The sequence below is a fragment of the Pseudoalteromonas sp. G4 genome, from assembly GCF_028875915.1.
Classification (GTDB): Bacteria; Pseudomonadota; Gammaproteobacteria; order Enterobacterales; family Alteromonadaceae; genus Pseudoalteromonas.
The window spans coordinates 139,061-158,376 of record NZ_JAPEHW010000002.1 but is presented as its reverse complement, the minus strand read 5'-3'; the positions used below and the strand labels follow the sequence as shown (position 1 = coordinate 158,376).

Genomic DNA, 19,316 nt, shown 5'->3' with positions numbered 1-19,316 from the left:
TAGTCTACGCAGCAACTCTTAATTGTCAACCAAGCAAGCAACAACAAGGTTTACATTTGAATATTAATAATACAATCGATTTGAATTTTGATAAAAATCACTTGTGGCACCCCTACACTTCAATGATAAACCCATTGCCGGTATATCCCGTAACACATGCCGATGGCGTTCACATTTACCTTGAAAGCGGTGAAAAATTACTCGATGGTATGGCATCTTGGTGGAGTGTGCTCCATGGCTATAACCATCCAGAGCTAAATCAAGCGATTAAAGATCAAGTTGACCAAATGAGCCATGTAATGTTTGGCGGGTTAACCCATCGACCTGCGGTTGAACTTGGTAAAAAGTTAATTGAAATAACGCCCCCATCGCTTACTCGTATCTTTTTTGCAGATTCAGGCTCAGTTGCTGTTGAAGTTGCTATTAAGATGGCTATGCAATACTGGCAAAGTAAAGGCATTAAAACAAAAAATAAGCTAATGGCGTTAAGTAAGGGCTATCACGGTGATACGTTTGCTGCGATGAGCGTTTGCGACCCTGTAAACAGCATGCATTCTTTATATAAAGGCTTTTTGCCAAAGCATTATTTTGTGCCAGCGCCCACAAGCCGTTTTAATGACGCGTTTGATGAGAGTGAAATTAAGGTACTTGAACAACATTTTGCCGAGCATCACAATGAAGTAGCGGCATTTATTCTTGAGCCAATCGTTCAAAATGCCGGTGGTATGAACTTTTACCATGCTGATTATTTAAAGGCCGTAAGAGAGCTTTGCAACAAATATAACGTGCTTTTAATTTGTGATGAAATCGCTACTGGTTTTGGTCGTACTGGCAAAATGTTTGCCGTTGAACATGCTGATATTGAGCCTGATATATTGTGTATTGGTAAAGCCATTACTGGCGGTTATATGACATTATCGGCCACCCTTACCAGTGACAAAATCGCGCTTGGGATCAGTGAAGGCGAAGCTGGCGTAATGATGCATGGCCCAACCTTTATGGCAAACCCATTAGCATGTGCAGTGGCTAATAAAAGTATAGAGCTATTACTTGAAAGTGATTGGCAAAACACTATTTCGCGTATTGAAACTTGCTTGAAAATTCATTTAACACCACTTGTCAGTTATGACTCAGTAGCCGACGTGCGAATTCTTGGTGCAATCGGTGTGATTGAGATGAAACACCCAGTTGATGTTGCGGCAGTACAAAAACACCTTATTTCAAAAGGTGTTTGGCTTAGACCTTTCGGTAAACTAATTTATATGATGCCGCCGTATGTAATGCAGGATGAAGAGTTAATTCAAATTATCGATGCAATCAAAACACTGCTGTGATGGCACCATTTATGGCTTACCATTCAAATTGGTAAGCCATTTTGTTAATTGTTTTAAGCGGAACTTTGTGAATATTACGCTGGTAATATAAATGCTGCATCGCTTTGTCTTTTATTTCACCCACCACCACTTCTTTTACTTGATAGCCAAGAGCATGTGCAGCCTCAGCGTAAGCAGCAAATTCCCATTTTTTAATATTGGTATTATCCAAAATCACTAAAGGAATTTGTTGACTAAGCGCTCGAATAAAACGCGCTAGGTTAAGGTTGTGATATTCACTTAACTTCGCTTTATCAAAACGGTATTCACCATCGGTAATAAAAAAGTCGTCGGTAGAACACACAACAAATTGTGCCTCATCACCCTTTACCATTTCATCACACAAACTGTGTGCGTAATGGCTTTTCCCTGAGCCTGGAAGCCCTCTTAAAATAAATACTTGTTTCATTTAAATACAATAACCAATAAACAAATAATGCAAACAATTAATAAACTAATCTGGTTTACGCCAATACTGTCTTGCGAGCGACGATTGTAATGTTGGCGTACAAAAAGCGAAATACTCGACATAATACCAGTTAGTATCAAAAAAAGAATCAGCAGGTTGCGTGGTGTAACTAGCCAATGGTCACGATATTCCATACCAAAATAGCGGATAACCCCATATTCAAGTTCGGGGCGCGCATAATGAAACATTATTAATGCGAGTATAAAAAAGAACCAAGCAGTAATAGACAATGCATGGATAACGAATTGTCGAACACTCTTGTTTTTGCGCCTTTCTGTACTCATATTACTTTTCGTGAATGAAAATTAGCTATTTTGTTAGCTTATTACCAATTAACGCTAAATTTGCTGTTTTTTTATTTTTCTTTCACAGGTAAGATAACAAACTTTCTTAGCGCATGCTAAGTGAGAACAAAAAGAATTTTATTTAGGCATTTTAATCATTGGAGTGAAAATGAGCCATATAGCTATCACAGATCTTTTGAAAGGTCGTGTAGAAGTAGGTGCAACCGTTACTATTAAAGGTTGGATCCGTACACGTCGCGATTCAAAAGCAGGAATCTCTTTCTTAGCCGTTCATGACGGTAGTTGTTTCGATCCTATCCAAGCTGTGGTACCGAATTCGCTCAATAATTATGATGAAGTGACTAAATTAACTGCAGGTTGTTCAGTAACCGTAGTTGGTACAATCGTTGAATCACAAGGTCAAGGCCAATCATTTGAAATTCAAGCTGAATCTGTGGAAGTAATGGGTTGGGTAGAAAACCCAGACACCTACCCAATGGCAGCAAAGCGTCACAGTATTGAATACCTACGTGAGCATGCACATTTACGTCCTCGCACTAACATTATCGGTGCAGTAACACGTGTACGTAACTGTTTATCTCAGGCAATTCACCGTTTTTACCATGAGCGTGGTTATGTGTGGATCTCAACACCAATTATCACAGCAAGTGACTGTGAAGGTGCAGGCGAAATGTTCCGTGTATCTACATTAGATATGCAAAACTTGCCGCTTACAGATAAAGGTGATGTAGATTACAGTGAAGATTTCTTCGGTAAAGAAGCGTTTTTAACGGTATCTGGTCAGTTAAACGGTGAGACTTATTGCTCAGCAATGTCAAAAATCTATACCTTTGGCCCAACATTCCGAGCTGAAAACTCAAATACATCTCGTCACTTAGCTGAATTCTGGATGGTAGAGCCTGAAGTTGCATTTGCTGATCTAAACGATATTGCTGCACTTGCAGAAGACATGCTTAAATACGTGTTTAAAGCAGTACTTGAAGAGCGTCGTGATGACATGGAATTCTTTGCACAACGTGTAGAGAAAACCGCTATTTCACGCTTAGAAGATTTCGTTGAAAAAGACTTCGCGCAAGTTGACTACACAGATGCCGTTGAAATATTAAAAGGTTGTGGTAAAAAATTCGAATTCCCTGTTGAATGGGGTGTAGATTTACAATCTGAGCACGAGCGTTACCTTGCTGAAGAGCACTTTAATGCACCTGTAGTTATCAAAAACTACCCGAAAGACATCAAAGCATTCTACATGCGTCAAAATGAAGACGGTAAAACAGTAGCAGCGATGGACGTAGTTGCACCTGGTATTGGTGAAATCATCGGCGGTTCTCAACGTGAAGAGCGTTTAGACGTATTAGATGCACGTTTAGAAGAAATGGGCTTAGACAAAGAAGATTACTCTTGGTACCGCGACTTACGTAAGTACGGTACGGTTCCTCACTCAGGTTTTGGCCTAGGTTTTGAACGTCTTGTAGCTTACGTAACAGGTATGGGTAACGTACGTGACGTTATCGCATTCCCGCGTACAAAAGGTTCAGCGACTTACTAAACGTATATGATTTAGTTTGTGAAAAACCGGCTTAATCGCCGGTTTTTTTATACCTATTAATAACCTAAGAACAGTTTTATAAGTTAACTAATCAATAATTTATTAGCGATGGTGCTAATATCCTCTAGCTCACAAGGCTCAAATACATCGAGATACTGATGTAATGAGATACTCAGGATATAAAACAGTTAACTCTCATACACATGCCAATAAAAAAGCCTTGTTAATAACAAGGCTTTGAACAACTGGAATACTAATTAACGTTTTATAATGAGGCTTCTAACTCAGGAAGTACATCAAATAAGTCTGCAACTAAACCATAATCAGCCACTTGGAAAATTGGTGCATCAGGATCTTTGTTAATTGCAACAATGACTTTTGAATCTTTCATACCTGCGAGATGCTGAATTGCACCACTAATGCCGACAGCAATGTAGAGTTGCGGCGCAACAATTTTACCCGTCTGCCCTACTTGCATATCATTTGGTACAAATCCCGCGTCAACAGCGGCACGAGAAGCACCGATTGCTGCGCCTAATTTGTCAGCGATACCGTTTAATAAAGCAAAATTTTCGCCATTTTGCATACCACGACCGCCTGAAATAATTACATTGGCAGCGGTTAACTCAGGGCGCTCACTTTCTGTTTCTTGCTGTGAAACAAAGCTGCTTAAGGTATTTTCTTTAACAGCGTCAATTGTTGACACAGCAGCTGGCGCTTGTTCACCTGCAACATCAAACGCACTCGAGCGCACAGTTACAATGTGTTTATCTTCAGCGCTTTGAACTGTAGCAATTGCATTACCTGCGTAAATTGGGCGCTTAAAGGTGTTTTCATCAATCACATCGATAATGTCTGAAATTTGCACTTTATCTAAAAGCGCTGCCACACGTGGCATAAAGTTTTTGCCCGTTGTGGTTGCTGCTGCAAAAATATGCGAATAGTCACCAGCAAGTTCAACAACTAAATCAGCTAAGTCCTCAGCAAGTTGATGCTCAAATGCTGCATTATCAGCGACAATTACATTTGAGACGCCTTCAATTTTGCTTGCTGCTGCAGCTACTTCTGAAACATTAAGACCAGCAACTAATACCGTGATCGATTTACCTAATTTTTGAGTTGCTGAAACAACTTTAGATGTGTCGCTTTTAAGCACACCATGTTCGTGCTCTGCAATAATAAGTACTGACATTAGATCACCTTCGCTTCATTCTTTAGTTTTTCAACTAACGTTGCTACGTCTGCCACAATTTCACCCGCTTCACGTTTGCTTGGCTCTTCTACTTTTACAGTTGTAATACGAGGCGTGAGATCAACACCAAGATCTGCTGCACTTATAACATCAAGTGGTTTACGTTTTGCTTTCATGATGTTCGGTAGTGTTGCATAACGCGGCTCGTTTAAACGCAAATCGGTAGTCACAACTGCAGGTAAGTTAACTGCGATTGTTTGAAGACCACCATCAACCTCACGGGTTACATTTACTTTGTCACCTTCAACAATCACCTCTGATGCAAAGGTCGCTTGTGCACGACTCGTGAGAGCAGCAAGCATTTGACCTGTTTGGTTGTTATCTGAATCAATCGCTTGCTTACCAAGAATAACTAACTCAGGATTTTCTTGTTCAACTACTTTCGCTAACAACTTTGCCACATGTAATGATTCAAGCTTTTCAGCGGTGTCAATTTGAATTGCTTTATCTGCGCCAAGCGCCAGTGCGGTGCGAAGTTGCTCTTGGCATGCTTTGTCACCAATTGAAACAACCACAACTTCAGTTGCTTTGCCTGCTTCTTTAATACGGATAGCTTCTTCTACCGCGATTTCACAAAATGGGTTAAGGGCCATTTTTACATTGTTAAGATCAACATCACTATTGTCGGCTTTTACGCGCGCTTTTACGTTATAGTCGATCACACGTTTGACCGGAACTAGGATTTTCATAACCTCTCCTTTAATGTTTACGCGTACGTAAACCTAGGTAAACATATTTAGTCGTTATTTGGTTTTAAGGCTACTTCCTGTTGACGTAAACGTCAACCTAAAATATGCTAAAGCCCATCACAGGTTATTTGTTTAGCAAATACCAGCTTAATTCAACAGGGGCATAATCATGGTAGAACGTGAAACCATGGAGTTTGACGTAGTTATTGTAGGCGCAGGGCCTGCAGGCTTATCAAGCGCTATTAAACTGGCACAATTAGCACAAGAAAATGAACAAGAGCTAATGATTTGTGTCGTTGAAAAAGGTTCAGAGGTCGGAGCACATATTTTATCGGGTGCCGTATTTGAACCTCGTGCATTAAATGAATTACTGCCAAATTGGCTTGAATTAGGTGCACCGCTCAAAACCAAAGTTACACAAGATGACATTTATTGGTTTGGCAGTGAAACTTCAGCAAAAAAACTGCCTTCTTTTGCAACGCCTAAAACATTTCATAACGAAGACAACTTTATTGTCTCTATGGGTAACGTTTGTCGTTTCTTAGCTGAACAGGCTGAAAGCTTAGGTGTTGAAATTTTCCCAGGATTTAGCGCACATTCATTAATTGTAGAAGATGGCACTGTTAAAGGCATTATCACAGGCGATATGGGTGTTAGTGAGTCTGGTGAGCAAAAAGACAGTTTTATGCCAGGTATGGAACTTCGCGCAAAATACACCATTTTTGCTGAAGGTTGTCGTGGTCACTTAGGTAAAGAGTTAATTAGCACCTTTAAGTTAGATGACGGCAAATCACCGCAACACTATGGCCTAGGGTTTAAAGAGATTTGGGAAATCCCAAGCGAGCATCATCAACCTGGTTTAGTAGTACATGGTGCTGGATGGCCACTTGATAAAGACACTGGTGGTGGCTCTTACATGTACCATGGTGATGATAACCAAGTAGTTGTTGGTTTAATTATTGATTTGAACTATAGCAATCCTCATCTTTCACCATTTGATGAGTTTCAACGAATGAAACATCATGCAATTTTTGCAGATACCCTAAAACACGGTAAACGTATCGCTTATGGTGCCCGTGCAATTGCTAAAGGTGGTTTAAACTCACTGCCTAAAATGACCTTCCCAGGCGGCGTATTAGTTGGCTGTAACGCTGGTACGCTTAATTTTGCTAAGATTAAAGGCAATCACACTGCAATGAAATCAGGCATGCTTGCTGCTGAAAGTATTTTTGCAGCCATTTCAGCGGGTAGTGAGCACACAGAATTAAGTGATTTTGAAACGCGTTTTAAAGAATCATGGTTATTTCAAGAGCTTGATAGCAGCAAAAACTTTGGCCCTGTTATGCACAAATTAGGCAAGTTTTTCGGTGGCATGTATAACACCATTGATCAAAACATTTTTAATGGCGGTTTACCATTTAGCTTTAAAGATGACACACCGGATCACGCATGCCTAGAACCTGCAAGTCGCCATAGCGAGATTAACTATGCAAAACCAGATGGTGTTTTAAGCTTTGATAAACTGAGTTCAGTGTTTTTATCAAACACTAACCATGAAGAAGATCAACCATGCCATTTGAAACTGGCGGATATGAATATTCCTCTTGCTAAAAACTTAACTGATTTTAATGAACCTGCGCAGCGTTATTGCCCTGCCGGTGTTTATGAAATCAATGAAGTAGAAGGTAAGCAGGCCTTTGTAATTAACTCGCAAAACTGTATTCATTGTAAAACCTGCGATATTAAAGATCCGAGTCAAAACATCACTTGGGTAACACCTGAAGGTGCTGGTGGCCCTAACTACCCTAATATGTAATTTTCCAATTGTATTTGTCAAAGGCATGCAAACTTATGTTTTCATGCCTTTTTTATTACTTGTTAAAAGCATTTTTATAGCTAATACTCAATAAACAACATACTGATTATCAAGTAATTATGAGTAAAGATAACGTAACTTTTCGTTTTTTAGCGGAGCCAACGGATGTTAACTTCGGTGGTAAGGTCCATGGTGGCATCGTGATGAAATGGATTGACCAAGCAGGATATGCCTGTGCTGCGCAGTGGAGCGGCCATTATTGTGTCACAGTGTCGGTTGCAGCAATAAAATTTCACCGCCCTATTTTAGTGGGTCAACTGGTTGAAGTAGAAGCCAAAATTGCAAACACTGGCAAAACCAGCATGCAAATATTTATAGCGGTACGCTGTGGCGACCCTAAAACTGGGCAAATGGTGGAATCTAATAATTGCATCATTAATTTTGTAGCCACCGATCAAGCAGGCTATCCAGTGCCAGTACCCGCATTTGAAGCGAAAACAGCCGATGAAAAACGCATTCAAAAATACGCACAAAAAATGAAAGAAATGTCATTACAAGCGGAAAAAGTATTCGAACAAGAAATGAAAGAAGAATAATATCAATCACCCTAAAATACTGGCAAAATAGGCACTTTTAAGTGCCCTATTAAGTTTGTTTTATGAGCGACTATCAATTAAGCCCCATCGCCTTTATCGAATCTCCCTATAAACAAAAATTTGCTATCCCTCGTCAGCCTCGCCTTATTCCAGAAGCCAAAGCAAAATGTAAATTTGTAGGTGAATTTAACCGTGAAGAATTTGTCCGCGGCATTGAAGACTTTAGCCATGTTTGGCTGATTTTCCGCTTTCATGAAACGGCCGATAAAGGCTGGTCACCTCTAGTACGCCCTCCGCGCTTAGGTGGTAATGATAAAAAAGGTGTATTTGCCACACGTGCCACCTTTAGGCCAAATGGTATTGGCATGAGCGCGGTTAAACTTGAAGCTGTTCATTATGAAAATAGTCAACTTTGGCTTGAGCTTTCAGGCATAGACTTACTTGATGGTACGCCAATCTTAGATATTAAACCTTATTTGCCTTACTCGGATAGTTTACCAAACGCGACAGCAGGTTTCGCTGATACGCGACCTGAAACCCCGCTTTTAGTTGAGTTTAGCGATGAAGCTACTGCATTTTGCTTGAATAATTCGGCACTTTACCCTGAGTTACAAAGCTTTATCGAGAAAGTATTAAAGCAAGACCCACGCCCAGCTTACAAAAAAACAAAAGCAGGTATTCAAGAGTATGGCATGAGCCTGTTTGATCTGAATATCAAATGGCAAGTGCTAGAAACCCAAGTAAGCGTATTAGAAATTATTAAAAATACATAAAAGCCGCTATTGTTAGGCTTTTGAAATTGCCAAGACACTGATAAACTTGGCGCCTTAACTTATAAAAACAGATTTAACATTTCGGAAAGCAAATGCGTACCAGTCAATATATTTTAGCGACGTTAAAAGAAACGCCATCTGATGCTGAAATTATCAGCCATCAGCTTATGTTACGCGCGGGTATGATCCGCAAACTAGCATCAGGATTATACACTTGGTTACCAAGTGGTTTAAAAGTACTACGTAAAGTAGAAAACATTGTTCGTGAAGAAATGAACAAAGCTGGTGCAATTGAAATGTTAATGCCCATTATCCAGCCTGCCGATCTTTGGCAAGAGTCTGGTCGTTGGGAGCAATTTGGCCCTGAGTTATTACGTATTAATGACCGCCATAATCGTCCTTTTGCGTTAGGTCCAACACACGAAGAAGTAATTACTGAATTTGTTCGTAAAGAAATTAGCAGCTATAAGCAATTGCCAATTAACTTGTACCAAATTCAAACTAAGGTACGCGATGAAGTGCGTCCTCGTTTTGGTGTAATGCGTGCACGCGAATTCACCATGAAAGATGCTTATTCTTTCCACTTAAGTGAAGAGTGTCTAAACGAGACTTACAAAAAAATGCACCAAGCATACTGTAATGTATTTGAGCGCTTAGGTTTAGATTACCGCCCAGTAATTGCTGATACTGGTTCAATTGGTGGTTCTGTTTCGCATGAATTCCACGTACTTGCTGAATCAGGTGAAGATGCTATTGCATTTAGTTCTGAGTCAGATTACGCAGCAAACATTGAAAAAGCGGAAGCTGTTGCACCAAGTATTGAACGCCCTGCACCATCTAAAGAGCTAAACCGTTTTGATACGCCAAACGCAAGAACAATTGAAGAATTAAAACAGCAACACGGTGTTAAACCACATCGCGGTGTTAAAACATTAATTGCTTATGGTGCACCTAATGAAAACGAAGAGCGTGGCTTGGTAGCCTTAGTTGTTCGTGGCGACCATGAACTAAATGAGCTTAAAGCTGAAAAGCTAGCACTTGTTGACTCACCGCTTGAATTTGCAACGGAAGAAGACATTGTTAAAGCAACTGGTGCAAAACCTGGTTCTTTAGGCCCTGTTGGCCTAAATATGCCAATTATTGTTGACCGTTCAGCGGCTGTAATGGCTGATTTTGTTGCTGGTGCAAACGAAGATGGTGTTCACTACAGCGGCATTAACTTTGACCGCGACGTTACAGACTATGTTGTTGAAGATATTCGTAATGTTGTTGAAGGCGACGCAAGCCCATGTGGTAAAGGTGTTCTAAACATCAAACGCGGTATTGAAGTTGGTCATATTTTCCAACTAGGTACTAAGTACTCTGAAGCAATGAAAGCAGGTGTACTTGCTGAAAGCGGTAAAAACCAAATTATGACCATGGGTTGTTATGGTATTGGTGTATCACGTATCGTTGCAGCGGCAATCGAACAAAACCACGACCAATACGGCATCAAATGGCCAACTGCCCTAGCTCCATTTGAGCTTGCAATTGTGCCAATGAACATGCACAAATCGCATCGTATTCCTGAAATTGCCGAAAAGCTATACGCAGATCTGCAAGCGGCTGGCATTGATATACTATTTGATGACCGTAAAGAGCGCCCAGGTGTAATGTTTAACGATATGGAGCTTGTTGGTGTTCCACATACGCTTGTTATCGGTGAACGTAACCTAGACAATAATCAGGTTGAGTACAAAAACCGCATCACTGGCGAGAAAGAACTGATTGATTTAGACAAAGCTGTTGAAGTTTTACTAAATCATGTAAAAGGTTAATTGCCATTGAAAACAAAAAAGCCGTCTTATGACGGCTTTTTTGTTTTTATCGTATTGTGTCAGAACCACTTTAACTCTTACTATTGGGCTAAATATAGCCTTGAATCCCTTACATCACTTCACAGCTTTTTCAGTTATCCGTTCTAGTGAAAATGTCACTAATGCCCCGCCACTCGTTTGGTTTTTAAGCTCTAATTGCCCTTTATGGTTTTCGACAATGATGCGCGACAACATTAAACCAATACCATTGCCACTTTGCTTTGTTGTATAAAAAGCAGTACTTGCATCTGCTAAATTTGAAAACCCAGGACCGTTATCTGACACACAAAAGATAAGCTTTTCATGCTTTGCATATATTGTAAATTCGATATCAGGCGATGGTAAATGAGCTTCAAGTGCATTGTTAATGAGATGACACAATACTTGTTTTATTTGGCTAACATCAAAATAACCATAAAGGTTTTCTTCACATGAAATGCTAATTAACGGGTAAATTTCGGCGATTTCATTACATAAATTACCACAGCTTTCGACTGATTTATTAGCTGAAGGTAATTTAGCAAGCGACACATAATTATCCATAAACGATTTTAAATAGTTAGCTCGTTCATTAATAAGTGTTAATCCTGTAGCAAAACTATAAACATCAATTTCATTCGAGAGGCGCTTATTAAGGCTTCTTGCAACAGTTCCTATAGGGGCAAGTGTGTTATTTATTTCGTGGCTCAAGATACGTACGAATTTTTGTAATGCATCTTTTTCTTGTTGGTACAAAATCGAATCGAGCTGCTTTAACACTAACAAAGTATACGGTTCAGCGCCCATGTAACAAATAGAATGCTCAATCAAAAATGCATGTTGTTTATCATTTATAGTGAGATTAACGCGACCATTTTGGCTTTTATCTATTAAACCTTGATACCACTGCCAACGACTATTCTCTACTTCATTGTTAAAGGAATTTTTTGCGTAGTCATTTTCATAAATGCACTGCGACTCATTAAACACCATAAGAGCAAAATCGACTTTTTCAATAATTTGTTTTAATAAGTCTTGTTGCTCTGCAAGTAATCTTTGGTCGTTTTGCATGGTTGTTGCAAGTGCATTTAAATGCGAGACCGTTGTGCTTAAAGCACTATCTTGTACTTCATTGGCTCTAATTGAATAATCACCTTGTCGTAAAGAAATTAATAAAGTATCAATAAGGTTGATGGTGTTTTGTTTCGCGACCCTATCGCGGTATGTTTCAATTAAATACCAAAGAACAACGATTAAATCGATAAGTAAAATAAGTGATACTGGATAATTATGCGTGATTAAAAGTCCATTCACTAAAGACAACAAAAGTAGGCTCGTTAACCATCGCCCTGAAAATAACATCTTAAATTGCATCGTATTTTGTCATTTTTCGATACCAAGCACTGCGAGACATTCCGAGACTTTTAGCTGCTTTAGATGCGTTGCCATTAAAGTACTCAAGTCGTGACAACAATGCTTGTTCAATCACCTCATCAATGCTCAGCGTCATATCAATAGTATTAGGTACATTTATATTCTTGTTACTCGTTGAAGAAGTTAGCATTAGGTCTTGAGCAGTAATTTGCTGTCCATTCGCCATAAATATAACGCGCTCAATAATATGTTTAAGCTCCCTAACATTACCGGGAAAACCATAGTTAAGCAGTGCCTGTTTAGCGCACTGTGCTAGTGATAAAGCAGGCTTATCGTATTGCTTACAAAATGATGTTAAAAACTGGTTTGCTAGCGGTAAAATATCGTCTTTACACGATCTTAACGGGGGGATTTCAATTTCAATGGTATTTAAGCGGTAATACAAATCTTGACGAAAATCGCCCTCCGCAATTGCATTTACCAAGTTGGCATTAGTAGCAGAGATAATTCGTGCTGTATTGTCTAACACCTTGCTGCTACCAAGGGCTGTGTATTTACGCTCTTCAAGCACATGCAACAACTTAGCTTGTGATTTCTTCGATAAATTAGCGATTTCATCTAAAAACAAGGTGCCATTTTCTGCTAATGTAAATGCACCTAAACGGTCTTGGCTTGCGTCAGTAAACGCTCCTTTTTTATGGCCAAACATTTCTGAATTAAACAATTCATCAGTAAAAGCCCCCATATTGAGTGCAATAAAACTGGCATTAGAGCGATTAGAATGCTGATGTATATACTGCGCGTAATAGCTTTTACCGGTGCCGTTTTCACCCGTTAGCAGAATATTCATATCACTTTTTGCAAGGTTTTCGAGTTGGCTCAACACCTGCTGCTTTTGTGGGCTATAAGCTAATAATGACGATTGGCTTGCGCCTGCTCTTTGTTTTTCTTGGGTTAATCGCGCTAAATCTTGCTTATCGCGACGAGCGTTCAGCTGTTGTTTAATTGCATGGGCTAAGCGTTCGTCCTGCCACGGTTTTTCGATGAAATCGGCAGCGCCCGTGGTTAACGCTTTTACAGCCAAATCAAGCGTAGCCCAACCCGTCATAACAATCACAGGCAACAGTGGGTCTAGTTCTTTCAGCCCTTCAATTGCAGTTAACCCCTCAGCACCACTTGTGGTATCTTGGCTAAAATTCATATCGAGCAGCACTAAATCAACATTGTTTTTTGCAACGTAATCAAGCGCTGTATCAGGTGAAAGCACTCCGTGACAAAGATACCCTTCGTCTTCTAAAAAAAACTTAAGACTCGCTTGAATATCAAGCGAGTCGTCGATAACTAAAATTGTTTTCAAGAAACCTTAATCCATTCTTAAACTTGTTGCAGGCTGCTGTTTAATAACGTGCCTTACTGGAACATATAGTGCGAGACAAACCGCTGCAAGTACCACAATTACGGTCAATACACCTGCCTCTAACATAAGGTTAATTGGCACATTTCCTCTTAAAAAGCCTTCCGCAAGATAACATAGAATGCCAAACACTAACAACGACGTACCAATGCCGTACAAAATATGCTTAATGTTCTTTTTAATAAATAACCGCATAATTTGACTATCTTTAGCACCAATCGCTCGACGAATACCTATCTCATAACGGGATTTATTGATATTACTAATACCCATCGCATAAATACCGATTAACGATAGCGTTAGAGCGAAACCACCTACCAGCAAGAATACATAAATAATTGCTGCAAATGAATTAATCATGGATGTGTGGTTATCATAATGATCGAACATGTAATACATGGTTAAATCATGAGATAACTGCACCTTTACGCGATAGAAGTCCTCCAACGCCTCATTTGCCGTGTTATTGGTCAATAATCGAATGTTTACACTGTCATTCATAAAATGGGTTTGGCGTAAACTAAAGTAAAGCTCATGGCGCGAGTCACCTGATACTCCGCTGATTACATCTTTTGCAACGCCGATAATCTCAACACTTGGCCACATTGCGTCTTGCAACATAATTTGTGAACCGAGCACATTTTTATTACCAAACAAAGCATTAGCAAGCGACTCACTAATGATGACTACTGGTTTTGATTCACTGTTGTCATTGCTATTGAAATTTCGCCCAGTTAACAACTCACGATCAAACAAATGTGACTCTGCACTAATACTGATAAACTTCTCATTATAGACATCACGATTTGGGTACAGTACGTCAGCGTCTATATGCGAATCAAACACTACCGCGTCAATAATATTGCCTTGCTTTGAAAGCCCAGCCGCTAATGTATTTATAAGCGTTAATTGTTCGTCGTTGGTTAGCTCATCATTATTATCAAAATCCAGATAAACCGAGTAAACGCCTTTACTGAGCTCGCCATCAATATTCGTTGCAATTGAATACATCACATAACCAACAGTACTTGCAATCATTAGCAAAAAACTCACCAATGATACTTGTACGCACAATAAGCGGCGTGACATCAGTGTGGTTTCTTTACCCGTTGCGCCTCGTGTACCATCGCGCAGTACATTGCTAATATTAAACTTTGCCGATTTATATGCTGGCAGTAACACGGCAAATGTAAAAATAATGGCTAATAGTAAAAGCGAGACTAATACAGTATTCATATTTAAATGCCAATACCACCAATACGGCATTTTTCCGCCAAACATTACATTCATGTAAAAATTCAGTATTTCCAGTCCTAACGATGTAAATATCAAGGCAAATACCCAACTAACGATGCAATATATTAAACCTTCTGTGACATGCTGCTGGATCACACGCTTTTGTGTCGCACCGATTGCAGCGCGAATAGCTGACTCCTTTTGCTTTTCCATAATCTTCGCAAACAGTAAGTTGCCAATATTAATCCCTGAAATAAACAGCACAATCACAATACCAAACACAAACATACCAAATACGAATACGGCTTCGCCATCGGTATTGAGCTCAACCAAGGTGAGTGACTCAATACGCACACCCTGCCCAGTTTGTTTATCACTATCACTTACCTGATCTTTGATTGCATTGTAAAAATAATGAGCGATTTGCGTTTCGAAGGTGCGTTCAAATTCGGCATTTGGCAGTTTATAAAGAATATCGATACCATCATCAGGCTTCATATTCGCCTGCTTTAGCGGCAACCAAATCTTTGAAAAAATCGGAAAATGATTACGCTTTTCCATTACGCCAACAATAGTATGCGGCTTACCTGCCACGTTTAACTGTTTACCGAGAATAGCGTTATCGCCTTGAAATAGTTGCTGCCACACAATATGTGAAATCACCACCACATCGGGCGCATTATTACTGTAATCAGCGTTCTTAAAGCCACGCCCAAGTACCGGTTCTTGCCCCAAAAACTTAAAAAAAGACGGGTCAACATAAGACGCTCGAAAATGCTTTCCATGATGTTGCGTGCTCAACCATAAACTGCTTCGCTTAATGATGATCCAGCTATCAAGCGAATTGACCTCATCCAGCTTTTTAAAGCCATCTAACATCGAATACGTAAATTCTCGTTGCGATGTTAACGAATTCAATACCTTTAAGATGCGAATGTCTTCTTTGTTGTGATTAAAATTTGAGTGCGAAAACGCGATAGTATGAATAAAGTTAAATCCTATTAATGAAATGGTTAAACTACCTACCATAATAAAAATCATTAACAGTGAAAAACGCAGTGATTTAACAATATTGCGCAGCGCGTAGCGAAAGTCTAATAACAGTCCCATAACTTATACCTCTAGCGCCACTGAAGGATTAGTATCAGAGGTTTTCTGTTTATCACGTACAATTGCACCGTCTAACATGTTCAGGGTACGACTGGCATAGTGTGTTGACTCAGCATCGTGGGTAACCATACAAATTGTTTTACCTGACTGGTGTAAATCTTTTAGTAACTGCAATACTTGTTGCGCGTTTTTCGAATCTAAGTTACCCGTTGGTTCATCCGCTAAGATTAAATCAGGCTCGTTAATAAGCGCGCGAGCTACCGCAACGCGCTGCTGTTGCCCCCCTGATAACTGTGAAGGAAAGTGATTAATGCGATTTTCGAGGTCAACTAACATCAAAACCTTACGCGCTTTTTCTATCATTTGTTGTTCCGAGTACCCACCGATATAGGTCAGTGGCAACATCACATTTTCGAGTACATTTAAGTCACTTATCAGGTTAAAAGCCTGGAATATAAAACCAATATGATTAGCGCGAATATGCGCGCGTTGATCAGAACTTAAATTAACTGCTTGTTTGCCGCTGATGGTGTAGTTGCCTGCTGTTGGCTCATCAATCAGCCCTAACACAGAAAGTAACGTCGACTTACCGCAACCAGACGGCCCTGTGATCGCCACAAACTCCCCTTGGTTAACCACTAGATTAATACCATTAAGTGCTTGCGTTGCAATTTCATAGGTTTTAAATAATTTTTCGATGTTTTTTAAAGTAATAACTGGATTCATTGTAATTTCCTTCTAGCGTACAAGCACTTGCGTGTCGTTGGTGTATTTTTCCATATCTGAAATAATAATTTCTTGGTCGATTGTTAACCCTGCTACAACCTCAATATAATTCACGGAGCGTTTACCAAATGTTACCGCTTGTTTGGTTGCAAGATGCTTTTCCAGAACAAATACATTGTTTGTGCTTTCGGCAATGGCGTTACGCGGTAGCGCAACAAATAGTGTGTGAGTTTTAAAGCTAGTGTTAATAATGCCTTCAATATTGAGTTTATCGCGCGCTTCTGACGGAATTGCATCAATTAATGAAAGTTCAACTTCAACATGGCCGTTGTTCACTTTTGGCGATACGCGAATGACTTGTGCATCTAAGCGAGACGTATAGGTATCAATTGTAGCCTGCTGGCCTACTTTAACGTTGGGTGCATCAAGTTCTGCTACATTTATTTTGGCAATTAGTTTGGTTTGATCTGCAACTTCGGCAACTGAGCCAGTACTTGCCAGCTGCGTGCCTAGCTCAACAAACACATCTTGGATTTGCCCAGTAATTGGCGATTTCACATCTAACTGTGAAATATGTTGGCTAAGCAAATTGATTTCTGATTTTAAGCTTTGCTGCTCTGCTTGTTGCGCGTTTTGTTTTGCGGTGAGTATTTCTTTTTGCGTCGCCACTTTCGCTTTTTGTAACGCAAGTTGTTTTAAACTGCGCTTTACTGTGAATTCGCTGCGCTGATGTTCAAGTTTCGAAATGGTGCTATTGCCCTGTGCGATTAAGGTTGCCTGCGCTTGCCACTCCATTGTATTGGCTTTATGCGCAAGGTCGGCATCATGGTAGGCGGTTTCAGCTTCTTGAAGATATGCTTTTTGCTGTGCCAACTCCGCTTTATGTTGCGCAACCATTTTAAGCAAAAGGCTATTTTTTTGAATGAGTGTCTCTTTGATTTGCGGGTTGTCTAAGCGCGCTATAATATCGCCTCGCTCAACATATTCGCCCGGCTTTATCAACACTTCAACAACTTTTCCACCCGCATTAGTCGTTATCAAATGGCGTTTTTCAAGTGCTAAACTGCCTAGCCCTTTTACGTCTATCACAAAATCGCCCTGTTTAACTTTTGCGACCAAGATTTCGTCTCGTTTAACTAAGTTTGACGCACCTTGGGTATAGTGACGAATAAACATAACAGCGCTTAGTAACAGACACGCAAAAATTGCGTAGGTCAATGGCCTTTTAAGCTTATGTGATTTATTCTCTATTTTTATGTCCATAAAGCATAATCCAATAATTGCATTACATTGATAATTACAATTATCAGGCCAAGTTTATTTAATATATTTTTCATATAGTTATGATTTCTATATTAAAATAAATCCAGATAACTGTGCCACTTTCGATACAGTATCTGTTTTTAATGTGTATCGATAGCGAAACACTATTTATCGCAGTAATAGACAGGCAATTCAACAGGCATAAAAAAACCGGCATATCGCCGGTTTTTAATACTATTAACTGTTATGCAGTAATAACTTCTAAGCCACCCATATATGGACGAAGTACTTCTGGTACCACTACCGAGCCATCTGCTTGCTGGTAGTTCTCTAGAATCGCTACAAGTGTACGACCCACAGCTAAACCAGAACCATTTAGTGTGTGTAATAACTCAGGCTTTTTCTCACCTTGACGACGGAAACGTGCTTGCATACGGCGTGCTTGGAAATCTTGCATATTTGAGCAGCTTGAAATTTCACGGTAGGTGTCTTGCGCTGGAAGCCATACTTCTAAGTCGTATGTTTTGCTTGCGCCAAAGCCCATATCACCAGTACATAAAATTACTTTACGGTACGGTAGTTCAAGTGCTTGTAAAATACCTTCGGCGTGGTTAGTCAGATCTTCTAACGCTTGCATTGAGTCTTCAGGTTTAACTAGCTGTACTAATTCAACTTTGTCGAACTGGTGCTGACGAATAAGACCACGCGTGTCACGGCCATAACTACCTGCTTCACTGCGGAAACACGGTGTATGTGCGGTCATTTTTAATGGTAATTCAGCTTCATCAAAAATAACATCACGACCAAGGTTCGTTAACGGTACTTCAGCTGTAGGAATTAGGCTAAACCCTTCATTGTGCTCGCTGATTGCTTCAGTATGGAATAAATCTTCTGCGAACTTAGGTAACTGACCTGTGCCGTATAAGCTGTCTTTGTTAACTAAATACGGTACATACATTTCGGTGTAACCGTTTGTGTCTGTGTGCGTATCAAGCATAAATTGCACAAGCGCACGGTGCATACGTGCTACTTTACCGCGCATTACAGTAAAGCGTGCGCCTGAAAGTTTAACACCTGCTTCAAAATCTAAGCCTTTTGCTAAACCTTCACCTAAATCAACATGATCTTTTACTTCAAAGTCATATTGCTTTGGCTCGCCCCATTTAACAACTTCAACGTTATCGTCTTCATCATTACCAAATGGCACTTCGCTATCAGGTAAGTTAGGGATCGTTGCAGCAATGGCATTTAATTCAGCAAGGATTTCGTCTTGTTCTTTTTTAGCAGCGTCCAGCTCGTCACCTAATGAACCCACAGCAGCTAATAGTGGTGCAATGTCTTCGCCTTTTGCTTTTGCTTGACCAATTGCTTTAGAGCGTGTGTTACGCTCATTTTGTAATTCTTGTGTTTTAACTTGTAGCGCTTTACGCTTTTCTTCAAGCGCTTGAATTTCTGCTACGTTTAATTCAAAACCTCGGCCTTTTAGGCGATCTGCGGCTTCTTCGATATCCTGACGTAAAAATCGTGGGTCTAACATTC

The 19,316-nt window shown here is 39.9% G+C and carries 16 protein-coding genes; 6 read left to right on the top strand and 10 right to left on the bottom strand.

The window, feature by feature from the left end; translation table 11 throughout:
* The first annotated feature begins 56 nt into the window (after positions 1 to 56).
* On the top strand, positions 57 to 1,334 hold the full coding sequence (bioA, locus tag ON073_RS01850) for an adenosylmethionine--8-amino-7-oxononanoate transaminase (RefSeq protein WP_274760151.1): 1,278 nt from the start codon (positions 57 to 59) through the stop codon (positions 1,332 to 1,334).
* Positions 1,335 to 1,350: 16 nt separating this feature from the next.
* On the opposite strand, the gene ON073_RS01845 is transcribed toward bioA, so the two are convergent.
* Positions 1,351 to 1,782: an AAA family ATPase gene (locus ON073_RS01845; protein ID WP_274760150.1), complete on the bottom strand. Its 432-nt coding sequence runs from the start codon at positions 1,780 to 1,782 to the stop codon at positions 1,351 to 1,353.
* Complete coding sequence (locus tag ON073_RS01840; RefSeq protein ID WP_274760149.1) at positions 1,779 to 2,030, bottom strand: hypothetical protein; 252 nt, start codon at positions 2,028 to 2,030, stop codon at positions 1,779 to 1,781. Before ON073_RS01840 ends, ON073_RS01845 begins: the two co-directional genes overlap by 4 nt.
* 265 nt (positions 2,031 to 2,295) lie before the next feature.
* Here ON073_RS01840 and asnS point away from each other — a divergent pair, with 265 nt between their 5' ends.
* On the top strand, positions 2,296 to 3,693 hold the full coding sequence (asnS, locus tag ON073_RS01835; RefSeq protein ID WP_274760148.1) for an asparagine--tRNA ligase: 1,398 nt from the start codon (positions 2,296 to 2,298) through the stop codon (positions 3,691 to 3,693).
* A gap of 265 nt (positions 3,694 to 3,958) precedes the next feature.
* Here the strand turns inward: asnS and ON073_RS01830 are convergent, their stop codons facing one another.
* A complete protein-coding gene (locus ON073_RS01830) occupies positions 3,959 to 4,885 on the bottom strand; it encodes an FAD-binding protein (RefSeq protein WP_274760147.1) in 927 nt (308 codons plus the stop codon).
* On the bottom strand, positions 4,885 to 5,634 hold the full coding sequence (locus ON073_RS01825; RefSeq protein ID WP_274760146.1) for an electron transfer flavoprotein subunit beta/FixA family protein: 750 nt from the start codon (positions 5,632 to 5,634) through the stop codon (positions 4,885 to 4,887). Before ON073_RS01825 ends, ON073_RS01830 begins: the two co-directional genes overlap by 1 nt.
* 169 nt (positions 5,635 to 5,803) lie before the next feature.
* Here ON073_RS01825 and ON073_RS01820 point away from each other — a divergent pair, with 169 nt between their 5' ends.
* The 4 genes from ON073_RS01820 (at position 5,804) to ON073_RS01805 (ending at position 10,636) form a co-directional block, all read left to right on the top strand.
* Positions 5,804 to 7,450, top strand: coding sequence for an electron transfer flavoprotein-ubiquinone oxidoreductase (locus ON073_RS01820; protein WP_274760145.1), 1,647 nt, complete (start codon positions 5,804 to 5,806; stop codon positions 7,448 to 7,450).
* 119 nt (positions 7,451 to 7,569) lie between these two features.
* Complete coding sequence (locus ON073_RS01815) at positions 7,570 to 8,046, top strand: acyl-CoA thioesterase (RefSeq protein WP_038641500.1); 477 nt, start codon at positions 7,570 to 7,572, stop codon at positions 8,044 to 8,046.
* A 62-nt stretch (positions 8,047 to 8,108) separates the two neighbouring features.
* Positions 8,109 to 8,819 (top strand): tRNA (N6-threonylcarbamoyladenosine(37)-N6)-methyltransferase TrmO, encoded by a 711-nt coding sequence (tsaA, locus tag ON073_RS01810; protein WP_274760144.1) that lies wholly within the window; start codon positions 8,109 to 8,111, stop codon positions 8,817 to 8,819.
* A gap of 92 nt (positions 8,820 to 8,911) precedes the next feature.
* Positions 8,912 to 10,636, top strand: coding sequence for a proline--tRNA ligase (locus ON073_RS01805; RefSeq protein ID WP_274760143.1), 1,725 nt, complete (start codon positions 8,912 to 8,914; stop codon positions 10,634 to 10,636).
* A 114-nt stretch (positions 10,637 to 10,750) separates the two neighbouring features.
* Here the strand turns inward: ON073_RS01805 and ON073_RS01800 are convergent, their stop codons facing one another.
* From ON073_RS01800 to serS, 6 genes are all read right to left on the bottom strand, one after another.
* The gene (locus ON073_RS01800; protein WP_274760142.1) at positions 10,751 to 11,968 is read right to left on the bottom strand and encodes a sensor histidine kinase; all 1,218 of its coding nucleotides are present in this window, start codon (positions 11,966 to 11,968) and stop codon (positions 10,751 to 10,753) included.
* Between the two features lie 49 nt (positions 11,969 to 12,017).
* A complete protein-coding gene (locus tag ON073_RS01795) occupies positions 12,018 to 13,385 on the bottom strand; it encodes a sigma-54-dependent transcriptional regulator (protein WP_274760141.1) in 1,368 nt (455 codons plus the stop codon).
* Positions 13,386 to 13,391: 6 nt separating this feature from the next.
* Positions 13,392 to 15,788 carry an ABC transporter permease gene (locus tag ON073_RS01790; protein ID WP_274760140.1) on the bottom strand — a complete coding sequence of 799 codons (2,397 nt, stop codon included), beginning with the start codon at positions 15,786 to 15,788 and terminating at the stop codon, positions 13,392 to 13,394.
* A gap of 3 nt (positions 15,789 to 15,791) precedes the next feature.
* Positions 15,792 to 16,514: an ABC transporter ATP-binding protein gene (locus ON073_RS01785; protein WP_274760139.1), complete on the bottom strand. Its 723-nt coding sequence runs from the start codon at positions 16,512 to 16,514 to the stop codon at positions 15,792 to 15,794.
* A 12-nt stretch (positions 16,515 to 16,526) separates the two neighbouring features.
* The gene (locus tag ON073_RS01780; protein ID WP_274760138.1) at positions 16,527 to 17,777 is read right to left on the bottom strand and encodes an efflux RND transporter periplasmic adaptor subunit; all 1,251 of its coding nucleotides are present in this window, start codon (positions 17,775 to 17,777) and stop codon (positions 16,527 to 16,529) included.
* A gap of 244 nt (positions 17,778 to 18,021) precedes the next feature.
* Positions 18,022 to 19,314 carry a serine--tRNA ligase gene (serS, locus tag ON073_RS01775; RefSeq protein WP_274760137.1) on the bottom strand — a complete coding sequence of 431 codons (1,293 nt, stop codon included), beginning with the start codon at positions 19,312 to 19,314 and terminating at the stop codon, positions 18,022 to 18,024.
* Between the last annotated feature and the right edge of the window lie 2 nt (positions 19,315 to 19,316).

Bases quoted from the DNA above. Each gene is read 5' to 3' on its own strand.
- ON073_RS01845 (WP_274760150.1), bottom strand. From the start codon at position 1,782: ATGAAACAAGTATTTATTTTAAGAGGGCTTCCAGGCTCAGGGAAAAGC.
- ON073_RS01840 (WP_274760149.1), bottom strand. From the start codon at position 2,030: ATGTTTCATTATGCGCGCCCCGAACTTGAATATGGGGTTATCCGCTAT.
- asnS (WP_274760148.1), top strand. From the start codon at position 2,296: ATGAGCCATATAGCTATCACAGATCTTTTGAAAGGTCGTGTAGAAGTA.
- ON073_RS01830 (WP_274760147.1), bottom strand. From the start codon at position 4,885: ATGTCAGTACTTATTATTGCAGAGCACGAACATGGTGTGCTTAAAAGC.
- ON073_RS01825 (WP_274760146.1), bottom strand. From the start codon at position 5,634: ATGAAAATCCTAGTTCCGGTCAAACGTGTGATCGACTATAACGTAAAA.
- ON073_RS01820 (WP_274760145.1), top strand. From the start codon at position 5,804: ATGGTAGAACGTGAAACCATGGAGTTTGACGTAGTTATTGTAGGCGCA.
- ON073_RS01815 (WP_038641500.1), top strand. From the start codon at position 7,570: ATGAGTAAAGATAACGTAACTTTTCGTTTTTTAGCGGAGCCAACGGAT.
- tsaA (WP_274760144.1), top strand. From the start codon at position 8,109: ATGAGCGACTATCAATTAAGCCCCATCGCCTTTATCGAATCTCCCTAT.
- ON073_RS01805 (WP_274760143.1), top strand. From the start codon at position 8,912: ATGCGTACCAGTCAATATATTTTAGCGACGTTAAAAGAAACGCCATCT.
- ON073_RS01790 (WP_274760140.1), bottom strand. From the start codon at position 15,788: ATGGGACTGTTATTAGACTTTCGCTACGCGCTGCGCAATATTGTTAAA.
- ON073_RS01785 (WP_274760139.1), bottom strand. From the start codon at position 16,514: ATGAATCCAGTTATTACTTTAAAAAACATCGAAAAATTATTTAAAACC.
- ON073_RS01780 (WP_274760138.1), bottom strand. From the start codon at position 17,777: ATGGACATAAAAATAGAGAATAAATCACATAAGCTTAAAAGGCCATTG.
- serS (WP_274760137.1), bottom strand. From the start codon at position 19,314: ATGTTAGACCCACGATTTTTACGTCAGGATATCGAAGAAGCCGCAGAT.